The 23696-nt window shown below is 64.3% G+C and carries 21 protein-coding genes and 2 tRNA genes; 8 read left to right on the top strand and 15 right to left on the bottom strand.

Annotation, left to right across the window (positions count from 1 at the left end; translation table 11 throughout):
- Nucleotides 1-4: 4 nt before the first annotated feature.
- Nucleotides 5-1972 (top strand): Stk1 family PASTA domain-containing Ser/Thr kinase, encoded by a 1968-nt coding sequence (gene pknB / locus J2W14_RS01210; RefSeq protein WP_307457208.1) that lies wholly within the window; start codon nt 5-7, stop codon nt 1970-1972.
- Nucleotides 1973-1988: 16 nt separating this feature from the next.
- Here the strand turns inward: pknB and J2W14_RS01205 are convergent, their stop codons facing one another.
- Nucleotides 1989-2630 (bottom strand): aminodeoxychorismate/anthranilate synthase component II, encoded by a 642-nt coding sequence (locus J2W14_RS01205; protein ID WP_307457204.1) that lies wholly within the window; start codon nt 2628-2630, stop codon nt 1989-1991.
- 214 nt (nt 2631-2844) lie between these two features.
- Here J2W14_RS01205 and J2W14_RS01200 point away from each other — a divergent pair, with 214 nt between their 5' ends.
- Nucleotides 2845-3099, top strand: coding sequence for a cell division protein CrgA (locus J2W14_RS01200; RefSeq protein ID WP_307457202.1), 255 nt, complete (start codon nt 2845-2847; stop codon nt 3097-3099).
- A 120-nt stretch (nt 3100-3219) separates the two neighbouring features.
- Nucleotides 3220-3834, top strand: coding sequence for a DNA-3-methyladenine glycosylase I (locus tag J2W14_RS01195; protein ID WP_307457200.1), 615 nt, complete (start codon nt 3220-3222; stop codon nt 3832-3834).
- Between the two features lie 1394 nt (nt 3835-5228).
- Here J2W14_RS01195 and J2W14_RS01190 read toward each other — a convergent pair.
- Nucleotides 5229-6110 carry a rhomboid family intramembrane serine protease gene (locus J2W14_RS01190; RefSeq protein WP_307457197.1) on the bottom strand — a complete coding sequence of 294 codons (882 nt, stop codon included), beginning with the start codon at nt 6108-6110 and terminating at the stop codon, nt 5229-5231.
- Nucleotides 6111-6119: 9 nt separating this feature from the next.
- Nucleotides 6120-6665, bottom strand: coding sequence for a peptidylprolyl isomerase (locus J2W14_RS01185; RefSeq protein ID WP_307457194.1), 546 nt, complete (start codon nt 6663-6665; stop codon nt 6120-6122).
- Nucleotides 6666-6820: 155 nt separating this feature from the next.
- Between J2W14_RS01185 and J2W14_RS01180 the strand changes: the two genes are divergently transcribed.
- Nucleotides 6821-7834, top strand: coding sequence for a hypothetical protein (locus J2W14_RS01180; RefSeq protein ID WP_307457191.1), 1014 nt, complete (start codon nt 6821-6823; stop codon nt 7832-7834).
- A 157-nt stretch (nt 7835-7991) separates the two neighbouring features.
- Nucleotides 7992-8867: a glycosyltransferase gene (locus J2W14_RS01175; protein WP_307457184.1), complete on the top strand. Its 876-nt coding sequence runs from the start codon at nt 7992-7994 to the stop codon at nt 8865-8867.
- A gap of 58 nt (nt 8868-8925) precedes the next feature.
- Here J2W14_RS01175 and J2W14_RS01170 read toward each other — a convergent pair whose 3' ends face one another.
- From J2W14_RS01170 to dnaA, 12 genes are all read right to left on the bottom strand, one after another.
- The gene (locus J2W14_RS01170) at nt 8926-9840 is read right to left on the bottom strand and encodes a DMT family transporter (protein ID WP_307457181.1); all 915 of its coding nucleotides are present in this window, start codon (nt 9838-9840) and stop codon (nt 8926-8928) included.
- Nucleotides 9841-9956: 116 nt separating this feature from the next.
- Nucleotides 9957-10032 (bottom strand) — tRNA-Ala (locus tag J2W14_RS01165).
- Between the two features lie 71 nt (nt 10033-10103).
- Nucleotides 10104-10220: a DLW-39 family protein gene (locus tag J2W14_RS01160; protein WP_224048067.1), complete on the bottom strand. Its 117-nt coding sequence runs from the start codon at nt 10218-10220 to the stop codon at nt 10104-10106.
- 70 nt (nt 10221-10290) lie between these two features.
- A tRNA-Ile gene (locus J2W14_RS01155) sits at nt 10291-10364 on the bottom strand.
- Between the two features lie 98 nt (nt 10365-10462).
- On the bottom strand, nt 10463-11113 hold the full coding sequence (locus J2W14_RS01150; RefSeq protein ID WP_307457177.1) for a DUF3566 domain-containing protein: 651 nt from the start codon (nt 11111-11113) through the stop codon (nt 10463-10465).
- Nucleotides 11110-13833, bottom strand: coding sequence for a DNA gyrase subunit A (gene gyrA, locus J2W14_RS01145; protein ID WP_307457174.1), 2724 nt, complete (start codon nt 13831-13833; stop codon nt 11110-11112). Before gyrA ends, J2W14_RS01150 begins: the two co-directional genes overlap by 4 nt.
- Before the next feature lie 59 nt (nt 13834-13892).
- Nucleotides 13893-15977, bottom strand: coding sequence for a DNA topoisomerase (ATP-hydrolyzing) subunit B (gyrB, locus tag J2W14_RS01140; RefSeq protein ID WP_307457171.1), 2085 nt, complete (start codon nt 15975-15977; stop codon nt 13893-13895).
- A gap of 433 nt (nt 15978-16410) precedes the next feature.
- A complete protein-coding gene (locus J2W14_RS01135; protein ID WP_307457168.1) occupies nt 16411-16974 on the bottom strand; it encodes a DUF721 domain-containing protein in 564 nt (187 codons plus the stop codon).
- On the bottom strand, nt 16971-18158 hold the full coding sequence (gene recF / locus J2W14_RS01130) for a DNA replication/repair protein RecF (RefSeq protein WP_307457166.1): 1188 nt from the start codon (nt 18156-18158) through the stop codon (nt 16971-16973). Before recF ends, J2W14_RS01135 begins: the two co-directional genes overlap by 4 nt.
- Before the next feature lie 26 nt (nt 18159-18184).
- Nucleotides 18185-19069, bottom strand: coding sequence for a phosphogluconate dehydrogenase (NAD(+)-dependent, decarboxylating) (gnd, locus tag J2W14_RS01125; RefSeq protein WP_307457164.1), 885 nt, complete (start codon nt 19067-19069; stop codon nt 18185-18187).
- 94 nt (nt 19070-19163) lie between these two features.
- Nucleotides 19164-20288 (bottom strand): DNA polymerase III subunit beta, encoded by a 1125-nt coding sequence (gene dnaN, locus J2W14_RS01120; RefSeq protein ID WP_307457161.1) that lies wholly within the window; start codon nt 20286-20288, stop codon nt 19164-19166.
- Nucleotides 20289-20821: 533 nt separating this feature from the next.
- A complete protein-coding gene (gene dnaA, locus J2W14_RS01115; RefSeq protein ID WP_307457158.1) occupies nt 20822-22243 on the bottom strand; it encodes a chromosomal replication initiator protein DnaA in 1422 nt (473 codons plus the stop codon).
- 463 nt (nt 22244-22706) lie between these two features.
- On the opposite strand from dnaA, the gene rpmH reads away from it, so the two are divergent.
- Genes rpmH through yidD form a run of 3 tightly spaced genes read left to right on the top strand, consistent with a single transcriptional unit; the run spans nt 22707 to nt 23684 of the window.
- On the top strand, nt 22707-22844 hold the full coding sequence (gene rpmH, locus J2W14_RS01110; protein ID WP_003800212.1) for a 50S ribosomal protein L34: 138 nt from the start codon (nt 22707-22709) through the stop codon (nt 22842-22844).
- Nucleotides 22845-22885: 41 nt separating this feature from the next.
- Nucleotides 22886-23296, top strand: coding sequence for a ribonuclease P protein component (gene rnpA, locus J2W14_RS01105; protein WP_307457155.1), 411 nt, complete (start codon nt 22886-22888; stop codon nt 23294-23296).
- Nucleotides 23289-23684, top strand: coding sequence for a membrane protein insertion efficiency factor YidD (gene yidD, locus J2W14_RS01100; RefSeq protein WP_307457152.1), 396 nt, complete (start codon nt 23289-23291; stop codon nt 23682-23684). The genes rnpA and yidD overlap by 8 nt, the downstream gene beginning before the upstream one ends.
- Nucleotides 23685-23696: the final 12 nt, after the last annotated feature.

Raw genomic sequence — 23696 nt, 5'->3', positions numbered from 1 at the left:
CGCTATGTCCACTTCACCCCGCACCCCATCGCACCGGGAGGACCGCGGCCCCGTGAACACCCAGCGCGTCCTCAGCGGGCGCTATGAGCTGGGTGAGCTGATCGGCCGCGGCGGCATGGCCGACGTCTTCCGCGGCGTCGACACCCGTCTGGGACGCACCGTAGCGGTCAAACTGCTCCGCCCGGACCTGGCCAGGGACCCCCAGTTCCAAGCCAGGTTCAAGCGCGAGGCGCAGGCGGTGGCCGCGCTGAACCATCCCTCGATCGTGGCCATCTACGACACCGGAGACCACGCCGTCCCCGGCGACCACGAGGACACCGTCCGCGTGCCCTACATCGTGATGGAGTTCGTCTCCGGCAAGACGATCCGGGACCTGATCCGGGCCAAGGAAGTCAGCATCGACCAGGCGATTGACTTCTCCCTGGGCGTGCTCGCGGCCCTGGATTACAGCCACAAGGCCGGGATAGTGCACCGCGACATCAAACCTGCCAACGTGATGTTCTGCCCGGACTCCAACAGCGTCAAGGTGATGGACTTCGGGATTGCCCGCGCCATGGCGGACTCGTCAGCGACCATGACCCAAACCCAGGCCGTGGTGGGCACCGCCCAGTACCTTTCACCGGAGCAGGCCCGCGGTGAGACCGTGGATGCCCGCAGCGATCTCTACTCGGCCGGCTGCCTGCTGTACGAGATGCTCGCGGGCCGGCCGCCCTTCATCGGCGACAGCCCCGTGTCGGTGGCCTACCAGCATGTGCGTGAAATCCCCGAACTGGCCAGCAGCTTGAATCCCGACGTCTCCGAGGCATTGGACAGCGTGCTGATGAAGGCGCTGCAGAAGAACCGTGCGGACCGCTTCCAGGATGCCGCGGCGTTCCGCCGCGCCCTCCGGGCCGCGCGAAGCGGAGTTGGCGTCGCCGCACCGGCCGCGAGCGAAGCCCCCACTGACCCCAATGACACCGTACCGACCCCTGACGGCACGCCGACAGCGGCCTTCTCTGTGACCGGGGCGAAGTTCCTCGACGAGACCCCCACCGGACGGCTCCGGCCTGTGCCGGAGGCACCGGCCGATGATGAGAACGCCCTGATGGCCCAAGGTGTCCTCTATGGCGCCGCGGACAGCGGCAGCCTGCCGCTGGTCCTGCCGCCGGAGCGCGAGCACACCCCGCGTCAGCAATCCCGGCGTCGGACGTGGATCACCGCCCTGGTGATCGTCACCGTCCTCGTACTGGCAGGCGGCGGCCTGTGGCTGTACAACATGATGAACCAGGCACCGCCCCCGGTGGCCAAGGTCATGGTGCCGTCGGTGACGTCGTTGACCGAGACCGAGGCCCTCCAGAAGCTCTACAACGCAGGACTCAAGCCCCAGCTCAGCCGGATGCAGCACGAGACGATTGCCAAGGGCATCGCGATCGGCACCGTCCCGGCCACGGGGAGCTCGCTGGATCCGAATTCCGACATCACGCTCAACATCTCCGAAGGTCCCAGCGTCATAACCATCCCCGCCGACCTGCCGGGACGCACGGAGGCCGCAGCGCGCGATGTGCTGCGCCAGAAGGGTCTGGCCGGAGCGCCGGGCACCACCATGGCCAACAGTCCCACGGTCCCGGCCGGCATCGTGATCACCACCAACCCGGCGCCGGGCCAGAACGTGGCCGCTGGCAGCATCGTGGAAATCATCGTCTCCACCGGCAAAGTCGTGGTGCCGCAGTTGGTCGGGCTTCCCCAGGCCGAGGCTGAAGCGGCCCTGAAGGCGCTCGGCCTGGTCATGATTGCCACGGAAGTCGAAAACTCCCAGGTCGAACCGGGTAAGGTCACCGGACAGTCCGACGCCGCGGAGGGTCTCGTGGAACAGGGCAAGGCGGTCTCCGTCACCGTGGCCAAGGCTCCGCCGCCCCCGCCCCCGCCGTCGCCGAGCCCCACACCCACACCCACGCCGACCTCGACGTCCACCAAGGGGTCCAAGGACGACTGAGTTTTTTCTGGTCGGCCTAGTGCTTGATGAGCGGGCTGAGGGATGCGGCACGCTGGGCCGCGCCGGCCATGCCGAGGGATTCGAGCCAGTTCCCGAGCATCTGGTAGCCGCCTTCGGTGAGCACGGATTCCGGGTGGAACTGCACGCCGCAGAGCGGGGCGGTGCGGTGCTGGAGCCCCATGACAACTCCGGTGCCCGTCTCCGCGGTAATCTCCAGGACTTCAGGGATGCTCTCGCGGACGGCGGCGAGGGAGTGGTAACGGGTCGCTGTGAAGGGCGAAGGCAATCCGGCGAACACGCTGGTGCCGTGGTGCTCCACGAGGGACGTCTTGCCGTGCATCAGCTCCGGCGCATGCGTGACGGTTCCCCCGTAGGCCTCGGCCAGTGCCTGGTGTCCCAGGCAGACTCCCAGCATGGGTTTGTGGTGGCTACCGCACCACTTGATCAGCTCGATGCAGACGCCCGCGCCAGCGGGGTTGCCGGGGCCCGGGGAGATGAGGACGCCGTCGCGTGCCTCTGCCAGGTCGAACGCCTCGGCCAAGGTGACGTCGTCGTTGCGGACCACCGTGGTCTCCGCGCCGAGTTCCTGGAGGTATCCCACCAGGGTGTAGACAAAGCTGTCGTAGTTGTCGACGACGAGAATCTTGGTTGTACTCATGGGTGCCTTGCTGAACCAATCGTTGAATCAGAGAACCTGGTGAATCGTGCCATCCCGGACGTTCGCGGCGGACATCCCCGTGGCCTGAACTACAGCTAGAATTGGCTCCGAATAAGAACTTCAACATGACCATGAGCGCTGACCGCCGGTGTATTCCTCCTTGCAGGATATCAAGCCAGGGTCCCGCTCCTGTTCCAGCCGCCAAGGAGGACCCGTGCCCGAGTCAAAGCGCCGCAAACGGACTGCCCACGAAACGCCGCAGACGTCCGCCGCGCAGGCCAACAAGCCCAATGCGGTCTGGTTCAAGCCGGTGATGTTCGGCCTGATGATCATCGGCCTGCTGTGGATCATTACCTTCTACATCAGCGAAGGCGCACTCCCGGTTGCTGCCTGGGGATCCGGGAACATCATCGCCGGCTTCGGCATCGCCATCATCGGCTTCCTGATGACCACCCGCTGGCGTTCCTGAACCCCGCAGCATCCGACGGAAGACCGGTACACCCTGTGTGCCGGTCTTCCGCGTTAACGTCGGGCCCCGGCAGGGGCCGATAATGCTGGAGCGGAGAACACAGCGAGCGAAGGAGTCCAGATGGTCCCGGCAACACAGGCAACAACCGGCCCGGTAATCGGCGACGACGGCCTGGCCCGGCCCCCTTGGGCGGCCGTGGATCCGTTGCTGCGCGAGTACTACGACACCGAGTGGGGGCTTCCGGTGCGCGACGAGCAGGGCTTGTACGAGCGCATCAGCCTCGAGGGCTTCCAGGCCGGACTCTCCTGGGCCACCATTTTGCGGAAACGGCCGGCATTCCGGGCGGCCTTTCACGACTTCCATCCCGAGACGGTGGCCGCGTTTACAGCTGCTGATGTTGAGCGTCTCCTCCTCGACGCCGGGATCGTCCGCAACCGGCTGAAGATCAGGGCCGCCATCACCAACGCCCAGGCCACTATTGCTCTGCGGGACGACGGCGGGCTGGTTGATTTCGTCTGGTCCTTCCAGCCGGATTCCACTCCCCAGCCGAGGTCCCACGAGGAAATCCCCACCACCTCGGCTGAGTCGATTGCGCTGTCCAAGGCACTGCGGAAACGGGGTTTCGCGTTCGTCGGACCCACCACGATGTACGCCCTGATGGAAGCCATCGGCATGATCGACACCCATCTGCTGGACAGCCACCGCCGCGGGACCTCCGGTATCTGGCCGCGCTAGACCCCGTACCGGTGTGCACAACTCCGGTCAAAGTTATCCACAATGTTGATAACTTTTGGCCCAGTTCCGCCCCGCGCATGGCCTTGCCCGTGCACTGTGGCCCTCACACGGCACTTCCGGAGGACATTCCCCAATGAATTACACAGCTGTGAGTTATTAACAGTGTGGATTCCCTGTGGATAAGTTCGCCGCGTGGCCCCGGTCGGCGGGATGGCACCCCCGCGGTGGCGCCACTGCGGTTTCCGGCGCCCCGCCATGCGCCGACGAAAAGTTATCCACTTGACAACTCCCCAGTACCCACAAGTTATCCACAGCTGGGGATAACGAAGTTGAGACGGGGGATTTCCGGTAGTTCCACCCCACGTGGCGCCAATTCGTCCGGGGAAACTTCACCCGGCGGGTTATTAACACTGTGAATAATCCTGTGAATAACTCTGTTGAAATAAGATTTGATCCTGGAGCCGGCCCGGTGTTCGTTGGTGGAACCCCGCTGCGCGATCCGCCCTGCCATCGACCTCCGATAAACGGGATTTGCCTCCCGGCCGGAGTTGTCCACTTAACCACAGGGCCGCCCACAGGAGTTATCCACAATTGTGGAGATCCCACGGCGACCCATTCCGGAATCGCCCGGTGTGGCCCTCAGATCCGGGGGACCGACATGAACTACAGGCGTGTAAGTTACCAACAGTGTGGATAACCCCTGTGGATAACTCTCCGCCGGGACATGTGCGGCCCATCCTTTGGGCACCGGGGGGAGGCGGGGACGGCGCAAGGAGGGAGGGCAGGACACAGCGCGCTGTGGAAAACGGGAACAAGATGCGGGCAACGTCCGACGCCCAGTCCAGAAGACCCGGACTTCCCAGGCTTCCTAGAGTTCCACGGCTTTCCAGATTTTCCGGAGTTCCCAGTCTTCCCGATGGGCTCCGTGGACCGGCGCCGGTTTGACGCTCCCGCCCAGTTGCTTTCGCCTTCACCTCGCCGCGGCCGCGGAAATCCGGGGTTCCAGGAAGCGGGGGCATGCTGAAGCACCGAGTAACTGGGCTGGAGCGTCGGCGGAGGGCAGGACGCACGTCAGGGACGCCACCGCGGGCCACAACACTCGAGCGTCCGGGCACGACGCTGCCTTTGCGCCGCCGATCAGGTGGCAGTGCCGACGTGGCGCCGCAGCGGGCGGCCACAGCGCGCACGGCAAGGATCAGGAAGGGGAGAACCGTGGACGGGATGACCCGGGACGGAAGACCCCCGGACGGAAGACCCCTGGACGGGAGGGCGCAGGGCGGGATCACCCAGCGCGGAAGACCCCTGGACGGGAGGGCGCAGGGCGGGATCACCCAGCGCGGAAGACCCTTGGACGGGCGGTCATGCGTGACGCGGCAGGGGACGGCCCCGCGGGGTCAGGCGACGGCGACGCGGAGGGCGGAGACTGCGATCAGCACGGCAAGGACCAAGAGCAGACCGCCGGCCTGCAGCAGTCCCTGACGCGGGCCGCGGGGCGTGTACGCCAGGACGGCCGCGCAGAGGGCGCCTGTGACTGCCCCGCCCAGGTGGGCCTGCCAGGCGATCGAGGGGACCAAAAAGCCGATGGCGCCGTTAATAAGGATCAGCACCCAGAGTTGCCTGGTGTCGCCCCCGCGGCGGCGTTGGACGACCAGCATGGCGCCGAAAAGCCCGAAGATGGCGCCTGAAGCGCCGACCACGCCGCTCAGCGGCTGGCCCGGGACGTACTCCGGCGTCAGCAGGAGATAGCCGACCGATCCGCCAAAAGCGGATAGCAAATACACCGCCAGGAAGCGGATTCGTCCCAGGAGAGGCTCGAGCGCCTGGCCAAACACCCACAGCATGTACATATTGAGCACGATGTGAAGGATGAAGCCTTGGGAATGCAGGAAAGCGGAGGTCACCATTCGCCAGGGCTCGAAGACCCCGTACTCCGGGCTGGCATAGACAGTGGCGAACGCCAGGTTCCGGTAGATCCCGTCGTTGGGGACCAGCCACTGGAGCACAAAGACCAGGGAACACAGACTGATGAGGGACAGCGTAACCACGGGTTTTCCGGTGGTCACGGCGCCGCCGTAGACGGTCTTGACCGCCGGCGTCGTACGTTTTGTTTCGTTGACGCAGTCAACGCATTGGAATCCGACGGCGGCCGCCCGCTGGCAGTCGGGGCACGCAGGGCGCCCGCAACGCTGGCAGCGCACATAGGCGGGCCGGTCCGGGTGCCGGGGGCACACCGGGATCTGCGCGGACGGCTCTGCCGCCGGAATTCCGTAGCTCATGCGCTGGGTTTAGAGCTTTTCTACGTCAATGCTGTTGATGGTGACGTCTTCGACCGGGCGGTCGCCCGTTCCGGTGCGGACACCCTCGATGGCGTCAACAACCTTTTTGGACTCATCGTCTGCCACCTCGCCGAAGATACTGTGCTTGCCCTGCAGCCAGCCGGTGGGGATGGTAGTGATGAAGAACTGCGAGCCGTTGGTGCCGCGGCCCATCTGGATGCCGGCGTTAGCCATGGCCAGCTTGTAGGGCTCGTTGAAGGTCAGCTCGGGGTGAATTTCATCGTCGAACTTGTAGCCCGGTCCGCCCACGCCACGGCCGAGGGGATCGCCCGCCTGGATCATGAAGTCCTTGATGATGCGGTGGAAGATGGTGCCGTCATAGAGCGGCGTCCCGGTCTTGTCCTCCCCGGACTCCGGGTGGGTCCAGGCCTTCTCGCCCGTCGCCAGTCCGACGAAGTTCTCGACGGTCTTGGGGGCGTGGTTGCCGAAGAGATTGACGACAATGTCGCCCATGCTCGTGTGAATGGTTGCTTTTGCAGTTGCGATGGCAGTCATAGGCCCTATTCTTCCACGACAGGCCCCTGCACATAGGGCCGGTCCGCCAGTTCCGCGCTCGGTGAAATCCGCCCATAATCGGCCTGAAGAATAGCCGGTGAGGTCTGGGCCACGTAGGCTAACAGCAGAATCGTCACATTAATCGGGAGGTAGTTGTGAAGAAAACGGATCGTATTGCCCGTGAGCTGGAGCATTCAGTCAGCACCGGAGTAGAGACCGCCAAGGACTGGGCAACCCCGCGGGTTGAAGCAGCCGTCAACTGGGCCGTCCCGCGCCTGCAGCAGGGCCTGGATACCGCTTCTCCCAAGATCCAGGAGGGGCTCAAGTCGGCGGCCTACAATCTCGCCGACGGCGTTGCGACGGTAACCCCGCGTCTCCAGGACGGACTCGCACACCTCGCACCCAAGATCAACGACGCCGTTGAGGGCGCCACCCCCCGCCTGCACGAGGCGCTGGACAAGGCGACACCGGTGATCGCCAACGCGCGCGACCGGGTGGTCGTGGAGTACCTGCCGAAGCTTTCGGACCAGATCGGCCACGCCTCCGACGCCGTGCACCGCACACTCCAGAGCGCCCCGGGCCATGTGGATGCGGTTGCCCAGCGGCTCGGCGAAGCGGGGATCATCCACTCCGTCCAGGAGCAGGCGAAGTCCGCGAAGCGCCACGCCAAGGTCGCCGCGAACAAGGCGAGCAAGGCCGTGAGCGGTGAGCTGGTCAAGAAGCAGAAGCCCAAGCACCGCGGGCTGCTGATTTTCGGTATCATCGCCGCGGCAGTTGCCGCCGGAGTTGCCGCGTGGCGGGCTTCCAAGCCGGTCGAGGATCCCTGGAAGACACCCGCCCCGGTCACACCGGCACCGGTTCCGGCCACCACCGTCAACGACGTCCGGGAATCCGTCAAGGAATCCGCCGGCCAGGCTGGCGCCGCCACGGTTGCCGCCGCTGACACCGCCGCTGCCGCTTCGGCTGACGTTGCCGAGTCCGCCGACGACGCAGCTGACAAGGCCAAGCACGCAGCCCAGGACGCCGCCGAGGACATCAAGGACTCGGTCCAGGACGCCGCCGAGGACATCAAGGATGCTTCCGCCAAGGTCGCCACCGATGCGAAGACCGCCGTCCGGAACATCGCTGCGAGCCGCAACAACGGCACCGACAAGACCACCGGCAGCTAAGACAGACGGCGGGCCGCCTGCGGGCAGTCGTTGAGGGAGGGATTCCGCCACAGAGGCGGGATCCCTCCCTTATTTGCGCCCGATGTTTACCAGTTCGTAGCCGGGGCACTGCCCGGCGCCGGGCGGGAAAAACCGCGTTGGTGCTAAATTTGGGGGGATGTCACCCGAAAAATCCTCTGAGGATGCCTTACACGATGCTGTGCACACGCCGGCTGTGTCTATCGTCATCCCGGCATACAACGAGGAAAGCGTCATCCGGCAGTGCCTCATTGCCGCCGTGTACCAGTCAGTCCCGGCGCACGAGATCATCGTCGTTGACAACATGTCCAAGGACCGCACGGCCGACATCGTCCGGCAGATGCAGTTGGAATACCCGGAGAGCCCCATCATCCTGCTCAGCCAGGACCGCGACCAGGGCCTGATCCCGACCCGAAATTTCGGGCTCGACCATGCCACGGGTGACATTCTGGGCCGGATCGATGCCGATTCCGTGCTGGAGCCCGACTGGGTTGAACAGGTGCAGTTAGCCTTCCGGGACAAATCCGTCCACGCCGCGACCGGCCCGGTGGTTTACTACGACATGCCTATGCGTCGCTTCGGTCTCAAGGCTGACGATAGGATGCGCCAGCTGATGCTCAAGCTTGCCAAGCACCAGTATCACTTTCTCTTTGGCTCCAATATGGCCCTCCGCCGCTCCGCGTGGGAGATCATCCGGGACGAGGCGTGCCGGGATGAGAAGGACGAGATGCACGAGGACATTGATTTGTCCCTGCATCTGGCCGACCATGACCTCCGGATCCAGTACTGGCCGCAGATGGTCTCCGGCATGTCCGCACGCCGGCTGGAAGACTCTCCCCGCGACTACCGCTACTACGTGACGCGTTTCGACCGCACGTACAAGGCCCACAACGTCAAGAAGATGGCGCTCAAGGCCCCCATGGTGGTCTTCTTCTCGGTGTATTTCCCGGCGAAGCTGCTGCGTGCGATCCATACGGTCAACACGGCCCAGCCTGCCCGCCGCGGCGGCCAGTAGCACACGCCCCTGCGGCGCCGCGCGTCTCGTCAGTCCGTCCCCAGCACCGCAAGCCTCGTCAGTCCGTCCCCAGCTCCGCCAGCCCTTCAGCCGTGCGCCGGACGGCGCGTGAGCTGCGCTGCCCCAGGACGACGACGGCGAGCCCCACGAGGATCATTGCCAGGCCGGCGTAGGTCCCGGCCGGCAGGGTCTCGGACAGGAACGCGGCAGCGAGCAGCGCCGCCCCCGGAATCTCCAGCAGGATGATCATGGACACCAGCAGCGGACTCATGGTGGCGAGCAGGTGATTGAATGCGGTGTGACCGATCAACTGGGCGCAGACCGTGATCGCCAGGATGCCAATCCAACCGGCGGCTTCGAACCCTGCCAGTGGCTGCTGCGTGAACAGGGCCAGCACGGCCACCACCGCTGCGCACATCCCGTAGCACAGGGTCGTGTAGACGCCGGTCCCCATGGTCTGGCGTGCCTTGCCTCCGGCGAGCGTGTAGACACCGGCCAGGGCTCCTCCGGCCACCGCCAGCAGATCACCCAGCAGCGCCTCCGGAGAAGTGCCCATGTCGAACCCGGTAATGGCGACCACGCCGCCAAACGCGATCCCCAGGCCCACCAGGACCGGCCAGCGGTGTCTGACGCCGCGGAAGAGCTGGAACACGGCGATCCAGCCGGACTGCAGGCAGACGAGGGCGGTGGCTGCCGCGACCGAGGTGAACTGCAGCGAGGTGATGAAGCAGGCGAAGTGCAGCGCAAGAGCAACCGCAGCCGCCAAAGACCAACGAAATTCCCTGCCGGTGACCCGGCCGAACTGGCGGGGGTTACGGACCAGTACGGGGCCCGCCATGACAACCGACCCGATGGCGTTGCGCCAGAAGGCGATCGCCAGCGCACTGACGGACGTGGCCCCCAGAGTGGCGGCAATGAGCGGCCCGGACGAGGCCACACCGAGGACGCCCAGGGCGGCAAGGAAGAAGTTCACGGTCCAACACTAGTGGGGGTGGAGTGCCAAGGATTGAGGAGCCGCCCTGCGGCTGCGGCCAGCCAGGGCATGCAAAAGGCCCCGGACCGCGTTTCCGCTGTCCGGGGCCTTTCCTATGGTGGAGGCACGGGGACTCGAACCCCGAACCCCCTGCTTGCAAAGCAGGTGCGCTACCAATTGCGCCATGCCCCCATAAGAAGCAACCCGACAATCATACCCTAGTTCGATGAGCCGCTTTCCGGCTGTCGAACCGGGAATCCGGGCTAATCAACCGTATCGGTTGATTCGCTCCAGACCGTTTTCCGGGCCTCGGATTCCTGCACTTTCTTGTAGAGCAGGACGCCTGCGATCGTAGCTGCAACAACGAGCAACTTCTTCACATGCACCCCGTTCCGGTTCGGCGATAAACAAATATCAACCGGACCTCCACTTGAATCCGTACAGATTCCGTGGGCGTACCAGGACTTGAACCTGGGACCTCTTCGTTATCAGCGAAGCGCTCTAACCGCCTGAGCTATACGCCCCGATGCCTCATCGGGCCGAGATACGACTTTACAGCACATCCCGGCCCGATCTCAAATCGAGGCATTTCCCCGGGAAAATTCCGGGAAAACTATCGGTTTTAGTCGTCCGTGAGGGTGACGCCGATGCCGCCCACCAGGGTGGCCGAGATGTTGTACAGCACGGCCGAGAGCATCGAGAGCGCCGTCAGCAGGACGACGTTGATGACCGCGATGATGGTGGCGAAAGATGCCACCTGTCCCAGTGAGGCGACCTTCTTCAATTCGAAGCCGCCACCTTCGGAGCCGGCCAGGGTGCCGAGGAGACCGTCGACCTGGTCGAAGATTCCGGTCAGGTCCAGGACCGTCCAAAGCACAATCGCGGCCACGACGGTCACGATGCCCAGGGCCACGGAGAGCAGGAAGGCCATCTTCAGCACGGACCAGGGGTCAACCTTGCTCACCAGCAGCCGGGCGCGGCGGACCTTGGCCTTGGGGGCCGGCTTGATCAGGCCTGTGGTGTTCTGCCCCGGACTGTTCTGGTCCGGACGTTGTCCGGCGTTGGCCGGACGCTGCCCGGGAGTCACCGGGCCTCCCTGGGCCGGACGCTGCCCGGGCACCTGCGGCCGCTGAGTCGTGCCCGTGGCGCCGCTTGCCACCCCGGGTCGCTGCTCGGGACGGGACGGCGCGCCTACCCGGGGCGCGGCAGCAGGCTGCCGCACTCCGCCGGGAACGCCGCTGTTCGGCTTGGGATATGAGTCGGAATTACTCACTCGTTACCTCCGGTGTTGTCTTCGTCCAGCTCGGCATTGCCTGATGACTCATCTGACTCCGGGGCCGGTGCTGATTCTTCCGCTGCGGACCCCTCATGTGATCCGGTATTTTCAGCCAACGTTACGTCATCAGCCGCCGATGCCCGACTTTCGGCCGTAGCGTCTGCGTCTTCGTCTTCAGCACCCTCGTCGGTTTCGAGGCCTCGTTCGCTGTTGCGCGCCACCTCAATGATGCGGTCGTTCTTGTCCGGCTTGGCGAAGATGACACCCATGGTGTCGCGCCCCTTGGCCGGCACTCCGGTCACTGAGGAACGAACCACCTTGCCGCCTTCCATGACCACCAGGACCTCGTCTTCTTCCTGGACGATCAGGGCACCTACGAGGTGGCCGCGTTCCTCCTGGTACTTGCCGACCTTGATGCCGAGGCCGCCGCGGCCTTGGAGGCGGTATTCCTCTACCGCGGTGCGCTTGGCGTAACCGCCCTCGGTCACGACGAACACGAAGGAACCGTCCGTGACGACGTCGGCCGCCAGAAGTTCGTCATCCTCGCGGAACTTCATTCCGGTGACGCCGGAGGTTGCCCGGCCCATCGGGCGCAGGGCCTCATCGGTGGCGGTGAAGCGGATCGACTGGCCCATGCGGGAGACGAGCATCAGGTCATCCGTCTCCGAGACCAGCTGGGCGGAGACCAACTCGTCGCCGTCGCGGAGGTTGATTGCGATGACACCTGCGGAGCGGTTGGTGTCGTAGTCCTCTAGACGGGTCTTCTTCACCAGGCCGCGCTTGGTGGCCAGGACCAGGTACGGCGACTGCTGGTAATCCCGCAGGTCCAGCACCTGGGCGATGTGCTCGTCCGGCTGGAACGCGAGCAGGTTCGCCACGTGCTGGCCCTTGGCGTCGCGTCCGGCTTCCACGAGTTCGTAGGCCTTCGCCCGGTATACCCGGCCAAGGTTCGTGAAGAACAACAGCCAGTGGTGGGTTGTGGTCACGAAGAAGTGCTCGACGACATCGTCGCCGCGCAGCTGGGCACCCTTGATGCCCTTGCCGCCGCGCTGCTGGGAACGGTAGTTGTCGCTGCGGGTGCGCTTGACGTAGCCGCCGCGGGTGATCGTGACGACCATTTCCTCTTCGGGGATCAGGTCCTCCATGGACATATCGCCGTCGAACCCGAGCAGGACCTTCGTACGGCGGTCATCGCCGTGCTTGGCCACGATTTCACCCAGTTCGGTGCTGATGATAGCGCGCTGGCGTTCCTCGGAAGCGAGGATCGAGTTGTATTCGGCGATCAGGGCTTCGAGTTCGGAGTGACGGTCCTGGATTTTCTGGCGTTCCAGGGCCGCGAGCCGCCGCAGCTGCATGTCCAGGATGGCGCGGGCCTGGAGTTCGTCGATGTCCAAGAGCTGCATCAGTCCGTCGCGGGCCGCCTCGGTGGTGTTCGACGCCCGGATCAACGCGATGACTTCGTCGAGCGCGTCGAGCGCCTTGAGGAGGGCGCGCAGGATGTGCGCTTCCTCCTCGGCCTTGCGGAGTCGGTAGCGGGTGCGGCGTGCGATGACGTCCATCTGGTGGGTGACCCAGTGGCGGATGAAAGCGTCCAGGCTCAGCGTGCGAGGAACGCCGTCGACGATCGCCAGCATGTTGGCTGCGAAGTTGTCCTGCAGCTGGGTGTGTTTGTAGAGGTTGTTCAGCACCACCTTGGCGACGGCGTCGCGCTTGAGCACGATCACCAGGCGCTGGCCGGTGCGTCCCGAGGTTTCGTCGCGCAGGTCCGCGATGCCCGAAATCTTGCCGTCCTTGACGAGTTCGGCGATCTTGATGGCCAGGTTGTCCGGGTTGGCCTGGTACGGCAGCTCCGTGACGACCAGGCAGGTGCGGCCCTGGAGTTCCTCCACACTGACCACGGCACGCATGGTGATCGAGCCACGGCCCGTGCGGTAGGCGTCCTCGATGCCTTTGTGGCCCAGGATGGTGGCGCCGGTCGGGAAGTCCGGACCCTTGATGCGCACGATCAGCTCTTCGAGCAGTTCCTCGCGGCTTGCGGTCGGGTTGGACAGGTACCACTGCACCCCGTCGGCAACCTCGCGGAGGTTGTGCGGCGGGATGTTGGTGGCCATGCCGACGGCGATGCCCGAGGAGCCGTTGACCAGCAAGTTAGGGAACCGCGCCGGCAGGATCGTGGGTTCCTGATTCTTGCCGTCGTAGTTGTCCTGGAAGTCGACGGTTTCCTCGTCGATATCGCGGACCATTTCCATGGCCAGCGGGGCCATCTTCGTTTCCGTGTACCGCGGAGCAGCAGCGCCGTCGTTGCCGGGTGAACCGAAGTTGCCCTGGCCCAGCGCCAGCGGGTAGCGCATGGTCCAGTCCTGGATCAGGCGGACCAGCGCATCGTAGATGGCGGTGTCGCCGTGCGGGTGGTACTGGCCCATGACCTCGCCGACCACACGGGCACATTTGTTGAAGGACCGTTCAGGGCGGTAGCCGCCGTCGAACATCGCATAGAGCACCCGCCGGTGGACCGGTTTGAGTCCGTCGCGGACGTCCGGAAGAGCACGACCCACAATCACGGCCATCGCGTAGTCGAGGTAGGAACGCTGCATTTCCGTTTGCAGGTCAACCTGCTCGACGCGGTCGGTCAGCACATCGGTGTCAAGGACGGTGCCCTCGAGAACGGGCTCGGCACCGGCCGGGCCGGCCGGAACTTCTGGTGTTTCGTCACTCATAGTCTATATTTTCCGTTTCAGGTATATATCAGTTCGGGAATATTTACGGTTTTTGGCCGCTAAATATCGAGGAACCGAACGTCCTTGGCGTTCTGCTGAATGAAGTTTCGGCGCGATTCGACATCTTCGCCCATCAGAGTGGAGAAGGTCTGGTCCGCGGCCAGGGCGTCGTCCATGGTGACCTGCAGCAGGGTGCGGTGATCCGGGTCCATGGTGGTATCCCACAGTTCGGTGTAGTCCATCTCGCCGAGGCCCTTGTAGCGCTGGATGCCGTTGTCCTTCGGGATGCGGCGGCCGGCGGCCTGGCCGGACAGCAGCCGCGCATCGCGTTCCCGGTCGCTGTAGACATAATCGTGCGGGGCGTTGGACCACTTGATCCGGTACAGCGGCGGCTGCGCGAGGTAGACGTAGCCGTTCTCGATCAGCGGGCGCATGTAGCGGAACAGCAGGGTCATCAGCAGGGTGGTGATGTGCTGTCCGTCCACGTCGGCATCGGCCATGAGGACGATCTTGTGGTAGCGCAGTTTGCTCAGGTCGAAGTCCTCGCCGATCCCCGTGCCGAACGCGGTAATCATGGACTGGACCTCGGTGTTGCCCAGGGCCTTGTCCAGCCGGGCCCGTTCCACGTTCAGGATCTTGCCGCGCAGCGGCAGGATGGCCTGGGTTTCCGGGTTGCGGCCGCGCTTGGCCGAACCGCCGGCGGAGTCGCCCTCCACGATGTAGACCTCGCATTTTTCGGGGTTTTTCGAGGAGCAGTCGGAGAGTTTGCCGGGCATGCCGAAGGACTCCAGCGGGCTCTTGCGGCGCGCGTTGTCGCGGGCCTTGCGCGCGGCCATCCGGGCCTGGGCTGCCGAGATGGCCTTACGGATGACATCGCGGGCCGGGCCGGGGTTGCGTTCGAGCCAGTCGCCGAGTCCGTCTGTGACAACGCGCTGGACGAAGCCCTTCACCTCGGAGTTGCCGAGTTTGGTCTTAGTCTGGCCCTCGAACTGCGGCTCGGCCAGCTTGACCGAGATGACGGCCGTGAGGCCTTCGCGGATGTCGTCACCGGTGAGGTTGTCATCCTTTTCCTTGATGATGCTCTTCTCCCGCGCGTAGCGGTTGATCAGCGAGGTCATCGCGGCGCGGAATCCCTCTTCGTGGGTGCCGCCCTCGTGGGTGTTGATGGTGTTGGCGTAGGTGTGGACGCTCTCGGAGTACGCGTTGGTCCACTGCATCGCCATTTCCAGGGCGATGTGCCGTTCCTTGTCCTCGGTTTCGAACGCGATGACGTCCTCGTGGACCACATCGACCTTCTTGCCGGAGTTGAGGTGTTTCACGTAGTCCAGCAGACCGTCGTCGTACTGGTACACAACGGTGTGGAACTCGGCCGGGACTTCACCTTCGGTCGGAACGGTGTCGAGGTCCAGGTCCCCGTCCTCGGTTGGTTCCTCTGTGGCGCGCCGCTCATCGGTGAGTGTGATCCGCAGTCCCTTATTCAGGAAGGCCATCTGCTGGAAGCGTGCGCGGAGTGTTTCGAAATCGAAATCCGTGGACTCGAAGATGCTGGCATCCGGGTAGAACGTCTGGGTGGTGCCGGTTTCCGATGTCTCTTCACCCTGGACCAGGCCGCCCTGGGGTTTGCCGCCGTCGGCGAACGACATCCGCCAGACGTGGCCCTGACGGCGGACCTCGGTGTCGACGCGGCTCGAAAGCGCGTTGACGACGGAGATGCCCACTCCGTGCAGGCCGCCGGATACGGCGTAGCCGCCGCCGCCGAATTTGCCGCCCGCGTGCAGGATGGTCATCACAACCTCCACGGTGGGCTTGTGCTCGGTCGGGTGCATGTCGACGGGGATGCCGCGGCCGTTGTCGACGACCTTGACCCCGCCGTCTGCCTGCAGCACGATTTCGATGTGGGTGCAGTACCCGGCCAGGGCCTCGTCCACCGAGTTGTCCACGACTTCGTAGACCAGGTGGTGCAAACCGCGCGGCCCGGTGGAACCGATGTACATGCCGGGACGTTTCCGGACAGCTTCCAGTCCTTCGAGCACCGTGATGTCGCTGGCGCCGTAACCGTGGGGAGTTGCGGCTTCCGGCGGGGTGTCCGCCGTTCCCGCCACTACTGGTTCCACTGCCGGGATCTCTGCATTGTCGTTAGCCACAGGCGCTTTCGACTCCTCTTTTTCGTTATAGGCCGGCCGTTGCTCCTTCCCGGAGGAAACAGCTACAGCCAACGGGCACGTCACTGATGCCACCGGTTGTGATGCTGGCTCGAGGATCCGTTTACCGCACGCGGATATTGCGTCGGAAACGGACTCAGTCAACGTTTCACCGGCGCCCAGTTATCTTCCACGATTCTACCGTGCTATAGGGCCTAAACCCGCATTCCAGAGGGTCAAACGGGGAGGAAAGTACCGCTGGGAGGCCACAGGCTCCACCTTCAAGGCTCCAGCACTACCGGATGCGGGTTCCTATACGACTCCGGTGCGTCTGAGCGCCCTACACGCCGTTTGCGGTTTTTTCAAGAGTTTTGCAAGGAGTGCTTCAGATCTACGGGTTGCCGGGGGCCTGATGTCCACGCTGGGCCACCCAGAGTTATCCGTAAGTGTCCCGGGGGCCGCGGCCGTTGACGGTCCGGCCGCCCTTGCGCCAGCTCGGCGCGGCCGGTCCGAGGACTTGGATCTTGGTCACGACGCCGTCGCCGAGTTCGGTGCGGAACTTCTCCAGCAGGCTCATGCTGAGCAGGCGCAGCTGGGTTGCCCAGGCGGTGGAATCACAACGGACGTGGAGGGTCGTGTCGGTGAAACTCTCCGGGGTGCAGTGGGCGGAAATCTCCGGTCCCACGAGTGTTGCCCACTCGGCCATCACCGAGCCGACGGCGACCGGGGAGCTCCAGCCGCGCTCCGCGACGAGACGGCCAACCACCTTTCCGAGCCCCATCGGGTCCCGGCCGGTGCCGTGGAATTGTCCGAAACCGCGGCTGCTGCCGGAACTCCGGCCGGACTTCTGCGGGGTGCTGCCTGGCCGCGGCGGGGCCTTGCGCCTGATTTCGCCCCGGGATGCAGCCGCCTCGCGCATCCTGTTCAGGGCCGACTGGGCGGCGTCGATGTCGTCGGGATCGCGGCCCGGCTGCAGGCCGCCGTCGGTATCCTTATTCACCGATCTTCCCGTTCATCGATTCCTCCCGGGATTACCTTCACCCGCCGCCCGGCCAGTTCGGACGGGATATCGTCCTCGACGGCGGCAGTCACGAGCACCTGCTCGGCGCCGGATACTATTGCGGCCAGTTTACGCCGCCGCTGGACATCAAGCTCGGCAAAAACGTCATCCAGGATCAGGATCGGGGCGGATCCGCCGGTCCTGGCGTCGTCGAGCATCACGTAGTACGAGGCCAGCCGCAGGGACAAACACATGGACCAGGTTTCACCATGGGAGGCATACCCCTTCGCCGGGGCCTCGCCAAGGACCAGTTCGAGCTCGTCGCGGTGCGGGCCAACGAGGGAAATACCGCGTTCGAGTTCCTTGCGCCGTGAGGAGGCAAAGGCCTGGATGTAGCGTCCGGTAAGTTCGTCGACGGAGAGCAGCCGGAGGTCCTCGGCGGGCCCTCCGGCGTCCGACACCGCGCCGTCATCCTCCACGGCGCCCTGCAGCGTGGAGCGGTAGATGGCCCCCGCTTCCTTGGACCCGTCGGTCAGCCCGGCGTAGGAGTTCCTGAGGTGGGGACGGAGCCGTTCCACCAACTCGAGCCGTGCATGCAGCAGCTCGGCGCCAGCCCGGGCCATGTGCTGGTCCCAGACATCCAGGGTGGCTTCATGCCCCGTGCTGAATTTTCCAGCGCGGGCGGACTTCAGCAGCGCGTTGCGCTGCTTCAGCACCCGGTCGTAGTCGCTGCGGGTGGCGGCGTGCCGCGGGATGAGGCTGACCAGGAGCTCATCGAGAAAACGGCGCCGGCTGGACGGATCGCCCTTGACCAGGGCCAGGTCCTCCGGAGCGAACAGGACGGTCTGGCAGATGCCAAGGATGTCTCGGGCCCGGACCGGGTTGCTGCGGTTGATCCGGGCGCGGTTGGCGCGGGTGCTGTTGATTTCGAGTTCGAGCACGGTTGACTGCTCGCCCCGGACCAGCTTCGCGCGGATCATGGCCCGTTCGGTGCCGAACCGCAGCAGCGGGGCATCGGAACTGACCCGGTGGGAGCTGAGCGTGGCCAGATAGCCGATGGCTTCCATCAGGTTGGTTTTGCCGATGCCGTTCGAGCCGACCAGCACCGTGACCCCGGGCTCGAGGCTCAGTTCCACTTGGGCATAACTGCGGAAATCTGTGAGCGAAAGTTGTTCTAGATACACGCCGGGATCAGGACTTCAGGGCAGGACTATTTCGCCGGACGGGTCGCATGCCCGCCGAACTGGTTGCGCAGCGCGGAAACCATCTTCATTGCCGGCGAGTTGTCCTCGCGGGAGGAGAAGCGGGCAAAGAGTGCTGCCGTGATGGCCGGGGCCGGCACAGCATTGGCGATGGCCTCCTCCACGGTCCAGCGGCCCTCACCGGAATCCTCGACGTAGTCGTCGATCGAGGCCAGGCCGGGGTCCTCGTCCAGGGCCTTGACCATGAGGTCCAGCAGCCAGGACCGCACGACGGTTCCCTTCTGCCAGGCGCGGAAAGTGCCGGGAAGGTCCGTGACGATGTCCTTGGCGGCAAGGAGTTCGTAGCCTTCGGCATAGGCCTGCATGAGCCCGTACTCGATGCCGTTGTGGACCATTTTGGCGTAGTGGCCGGCGCCGACGCCGCCGACGTGGACGAAACTGTCGGCGCGGTCGCCCTCGGGACGAAGCACATCGAAGACAGGCATCGCGTGTTCAATGTCCGCGGCGTCCCCGCCGGCCATCAGTCCGTAGCCGTTCTGAAGGCCCCAGACTCCGCCGGAAACCCCGCAGTCGGCGAACCGGATGCCCTTTTCGGCCAGCGCGGCACCGTGTTTCTGGTCCTCGGTATAACGGGAGTTACCGCCGTCGATCACGAGGTCGCCGGCGTCGAGCTTGGAGCCCAGTTCGGTGATCACGGCGTCGGTAATCTCTCCGGACGGGACCATCACCCAAAGCAGGCGCGGGGCGGGCAGGGCGGCGATCAATTCATCCACACTCGCGACGTCGGTGACGTCCGGGTTGCGGTCAAAACCGGTGACTTCGATTCCACCCTTGCGCAGCCGCTCGCGCATGTTGAAACCCATTTTTCCAAGGCCGATCAGTCCGATGTGCACGGTATGAACTCTCTTCTGCGATGGGGTGCTTCGGGCGGTGGCGCAGCCGGCGGGGCTTGCCGTTCCACAGGATCAGGATGGAACCAGCTGCCTGCTAGTTGGGCAGACGGACGGGCATAACAAGGTAGCGGTAATCGCCCTGGTCCTCGCCGTCGGCTTCTTGCTGTGCCGTGATCATGGCCGGCTTGGGGGCACTCGTGAAGGAGAAACGCACAAACTTGGTCTCGATGACACTCAAGCCCTCGATCAGGTAGTGCGGGTTGAAGGCCACGGTGATGTCATCACCGGTGAGCTGGGCTTCGAGTTCTTCCGAGGCCTGCGCGTCTTCGCCCGTTCCGGCGTCGAGGTGCAGCTGGCCCTGGGTGAAGGCGAGCCGGACCGGGGTGTTGCGTTCGGCCACGAGCGAGACGCGGCGCACTGCCTCGACCAGTTCCGACGTCTGCACGGTTGCGTGGATTGGGGTGGATTCGGGGAAGAGTGAGCGGATCTTGGGGTAGTCACCGTCAACCAGCAGCGACGTCGTGGTGCGGCCGCCGCTTTCGAACCCGATGAGCCGGCTGTCGTCTTCGGCGAGGGCAAGGTTGATGTCGCCGCTGCCGCCCAGGGTCTTCGCGACTTCGTTGAGCGTCTTGGCCTTGACCAGTGCGCTGGTGGAGATGCCCGGGGTGACGGGCTTCCACGGGACCTCGCGCATGGCGAGCCGGTAACGGTCGGTGGCCAGCAGCGTGATGAGGTCGTCCTCGATCTCCATCCGCACGCCGGTGAGGATCGGCAGGGTGTCGTCCTTGCTCGCTGCGATGATCACCTGGGAAACGGCCTGGGCGAACGAGTCGCCCGGGACGGTGCCGCTGATCGGCGGCAATGCCGGCAGCGGCGGGTACTCGGCTTCCGGCATGGTGGCCAGGTGGAAGCTGCTTCGACGGCAGCTCAGTGTGACTTTGTTGCCCTCGGTTTCAATGTCGACCGGTGCGGACGGCAGGCTGCGGCAGATGTCGGCCAGCAGGCGTCCCGAAACCAGGATCGTGCCCTCGGTGGTGATGTCGGCAGCGATTTCGAGCCTGGCTGAAGTTTCGTAGTCGAAGCTCGAGAGGCTGACGGTGCCGCCTTCAGCCTTGAGGAGCAGGCCCGAAAGTACGGGTACTGGCGGCCGCGGAGACAGCGACCGGGCTGCCCAGGTCACGGCTTCTGCCAGGACGTCCCGCTCGACTCTGAACTTCACGGAAGGGTGCCGCCTTTCATTGCTGCTGTCATCGCTGGTTGCCGGGGCCATGGGCCCGGCAGGGAATCACAAAAGATGTCCAGGACGGACACACTGCAGACAGCTTAGCCGCAAGAAGTGTGATTCTCCCATCCCCGGGTTACATCCGTGTGGTTCGGCCCGGCCGGGCCGGTGCCGGTTTCCGGCCGGGGGCCGGGACGGTCCTGGGCTGGGTGCGGGTGCGGATCGAAGTTGTTATTTGAGGGAATTTCATTTTCTAGGGATTAGTAGTGTTAATAACTGCTGTGGATACTGTGGATAACCCTGTTTGGCGGTGCGATTCCGCGGTTAAGCCCTGTTCATGGACTGTGGGCGGAGCAGGTTTTAAACAGGGTGTGGATGGGGATAACATTTTTGGCGGTCCCGGTGATCCACAGGCGCCTTAAGGGTTTTAAGCCCATTAACCGCAGTTGTCCCCTTAACTATCCACAGGCTTGTCCACAGGTGCCTGTTAATAAGGTAAGAGTGCGCGGCCGGTCAGGTCAGGAATCAGATCAGGAATTACGCTGCTGCTGCTTGATCCGGTTGGTCAGCTCGGTCACCTGGTTGTAAATCACCCGGCGCTCGGCCATCAGCTCACGGATCTTGCGGTCCGCGTGGATAACCGTGGTGTGGTCGCGGCCGCCGAGCTCCTGGCCGATCTTGGGCAGGGACATGTCCGTGAGCTCGCGGCACAGATACATCGCGATCTGCCGGGCGGTCACCAGGGTCCTGGTCCGGGACTTGCTGCAGAGTTCTTCCATGCTGAGCTTGAAGTAGTCGGCGGTCTGGGTGAGGATCTGCGCGGAGGTGATCTCCTGGGCCCCGTCATCGGTGATGAGGTCCTTGAGCACCATCTCGGCCAGGGCGACGTCGACCGGCTGGCGGTTGAGGCTGGCGAAGGCCGTGACGCGGATCAGCGCGCCCTCGAGTTCGCGGATGTTGCTGGAGATCTTCGAGGCGATGTATTCCAGGGCATCGTCCGGGGCGGACAGGCCCTCGCTGAGGGCCTTCTTGCGAAGGATTGCGATCCGGGTTTCGAGTTCCGGCGGCTGGATGTCCGTCAGCAGGCCCCATTCGAACCGCGACTTCATCCGGTCCTCGAAGCCGGCGAGCAGCTTGGGCGGCTGGTCGGAGGTGATGACCACCTGCTTGTTGTTGTTGTGCAACGCGTTGAAGGTGTGGAAGAACTCCTCCAACGTCCGGTCCTTGCCGGCCAGGAACTGGATGTCATCGATCAGCAGGACATCCACGTTGCGGTACGTCGTCTTGAAGCTGGTGCCTTCATCGTCACGGATGGAGTTGATGAAGTCGTTGGTGAATTCTTCGGAGTTCACGTACCGGACCCGGATCCCGCTGTAGAGCCGGCGGGCATAGTGGCCGATTGCGTGGAGCAGGTGGGTCTTGCCGAGTCCGGAGTCACCGTAGATGAAGAGGGGGTTGTAGGCCTTGGCCGGCGCTTCGGCCACGGCGACGGCGGCGGCGTGGGCGAAGCGGTTGGAGGAACCGATCACGAAGGTGTCGAAAACATACTTTGGATTGAGCCGGCCAAATTCGTGGGAGGTGCTGGGCAGCATCGGCTGCGGCTTCAGTTCCACCGAGGGGTCGGCAGCCAGGGACAGCTCGACGGCGGGTTCCGGCTCCGTGTGAAGCGGCACGAGATCGGTGTCGACGTCGATCGCGCACCGGATTTCGTCGGAGAACACGCTCCGGAGGGCGTCGTCGAGGGCTTCCTTCACCTGCGTCTGCAGTACCTCGCGGGTGAGCTCATTTGGTACGGCCACCAGCAGGGTGGACCCGATCAGGCCCTGGGCCTGGGCGAGGATGACGAAGCCACGCTGCCGCGGTGACACACGGTGGTCGTTCTCCAGCAGGCTCACGACCCGCCGCCAGGAACTTCCGACAGTGTTGGCTTGGTTGGCTTCGTCTACTGTCATCAATCAGTTCCTCAAACTTGCTTGCCTTCATTACCTGCAGCCGCGCGGTCGATCCAGCGCACCGGACCCCCGGATAATCCACAGGGTTATGCACAGTCCGTGGATAATGGGTTACTGAGCCACTGTAGGGGATGAAAAGGCCAGAAGATAGCTGGGATCTGTCCTGTGGATAATCACACCGGTGTAGTTCGAAAACGGGGCCCGTGACGCACTTCATCCACAGGCTGGAGCGGCACTTAGCCACAACTGTGGAAAGTCTGCGGCGCGACCCCCGGTTTGACTCGGGAGGGCGGCAAGCCCTAACGTTGTGAAGTCCCATGTGTACGCTTTTCGCCTCATTTGAATCTCACCCGACGCCCAGCGTCTTGCGAGTCGAGGGAAGCGGCACATACAAAACTTAGCGTCGACCAGTTCTTCCCCTTGATCGGGTGGGCGCACCTTTGATCCCACTGGAGTAACTAACGTGAGCAAGCGGACTTTTCAGCCGAATAACCGCCGTCGAGCCAAGAAGCACGGCTTCCGCCTTCGTATGCGTACCCGTGCCGGCCGTGCCATCCTGGCAGCCCGTCGTGGCAAGGGTCGCACCGAGCTGTCGGCCTAAATAACTGACTCGTCGGTCCACATCCCTGTGCGAGTGTAAAGGTGCTGGCCACCCGCAACCGTCTGAGGACATCAACCGATTTTTCAACAACCGTACGTTCCGGTGTCCGCAATGGACGCCGGAACGTAGTGTTATATACGGCAGCTCTCGCTGCCGATGAACCAAGCCGGATCGGATTCATCGTTTCCAAGAGTGTCGGGAACGCTGTTGTCAGGAACCTCGTTAAGAGGAGACTGAGAGAAGTCGGCGCCTTGTCGTTGCAGCAGTACGGCAGCGGGTTCGCGATCGTGGTCCGGGCCCTGCCCGCCGCGGCGGGCGCCAGCTTCGAGCAGCTGCGGTCAGACTATGACGCTGCCTTGGAAAGCAACATGAAACGACTGGGCAGCCGCCTTCCGAAGGCTGCTTCTTCAGTTTCTTACGAGACAACACAGGAAGGGACCCCGCGTGCGTAACTTAACTGCCGCCGTCGTCCCTCCTTCAAAATCCGCAGCAGTATGGCTGGGCCGGGCGCTCTGGAACTTGCCCCGCAATATCCTCATCCTGTTGCTCCTGGCGTACCGCAAGGTGATCTCACCGCTCTACGGCCAGGTTTGCCGCTTCTTCCCCAGCTGCTCGGCTTACGCCCTTGAGGCGATCACGGTCCACGGCGCGGTCAAGGGAAGCTGGCTGGCGGCCAAGCGTCTGGTGCGCTGCCATCCCTGGAATGCCGGCGGTGTGGACCATGTCCCCGCCGGTAACTGCGAGTGGCCCGCAGACCGAACCCCCACAATTGTTGTGCTGAACAATCCGGACAAGTACCTGGCTGCTCAGACTGATGGAGAAGGCCGCTCTGCGGCCTAACGAATAGGGATA

The organism is Pseudarthrobacter oxydans (assembly GCF_030812335.1).
Classification (GTDB): Bacteria; Actinomycetota; Actinomycetes; order Actinomycetales; family Micrococcaceae; genus Arthrobacter; species Arthrobacter oxydans_B.
The sequence above is the reverse complement of the archived record's forward strand: the minus strand, read 5'-3'. Positions and strand labels throughout refer to the sequence as shown.

What these genes read in the sequence shown, in the direction of transcription:
- pknB (WP_307457208.1), top strand. Translation starts at nt 5, where the DNA reads ATGTCCACTTCACCCCGCACCCCATCGCACCGGGAGGACCGCGGCCCC.
- gyrA (WP_307457174.1), bottom strand. Translation starts at nt 13,833, where the DNA reads ATGAGTGACGAAACACCAGAAGTTCCGGCCGGCCCGGCCGGTGCCGAG.
- J2W14_RS01190 (WP_307457197.1), bottom strand. Translation starts at nt 6,110, where the DNA reads ATGAGCTACGGAATTCCGGCGGCAGAGCCGTCCGCGCAGATCCCGGTG.
- dnaA (WP_307457158.1), bottom strand. Translation starts at nt 22,243, where the DNA reads ATGACAGTAGACGAAGCCAACCAAGCCAACACTGTCGGAAGTTCCTGG.
- J2W14_RS01185 (WP_307457194.1), bottom strand. Translation starts at nt 6,665, where the DNA reads ATGACTGCCATCGCAACTGCAAAAGCAACCATTCACACGAGCATGGGC.
- J2W14_RS01195 (WP_307457200.1), top strand. Translation starts at nt 3,220, where the DNA reads ATGGTCCCGGCAACACAGGCAACAACCGGCCCGGTAATCGGCGACGAC.
- J2W14_RS01205 (WP_307457204.1), bottom strand. Translation starts at nt 2,630, where the DNA reads ATGAGTACAACCAAGATTCTCGTCGTCGACAACTACGACAGCTTTGTC.
- J2W14_RS01175 (WP_307457184.1), top strand. Translation starts at nt 7,992, where the DNA reads ATGTCACCCGAAAAATCCTCTGAGGATGCCTTACACGATGCTGTGCAC.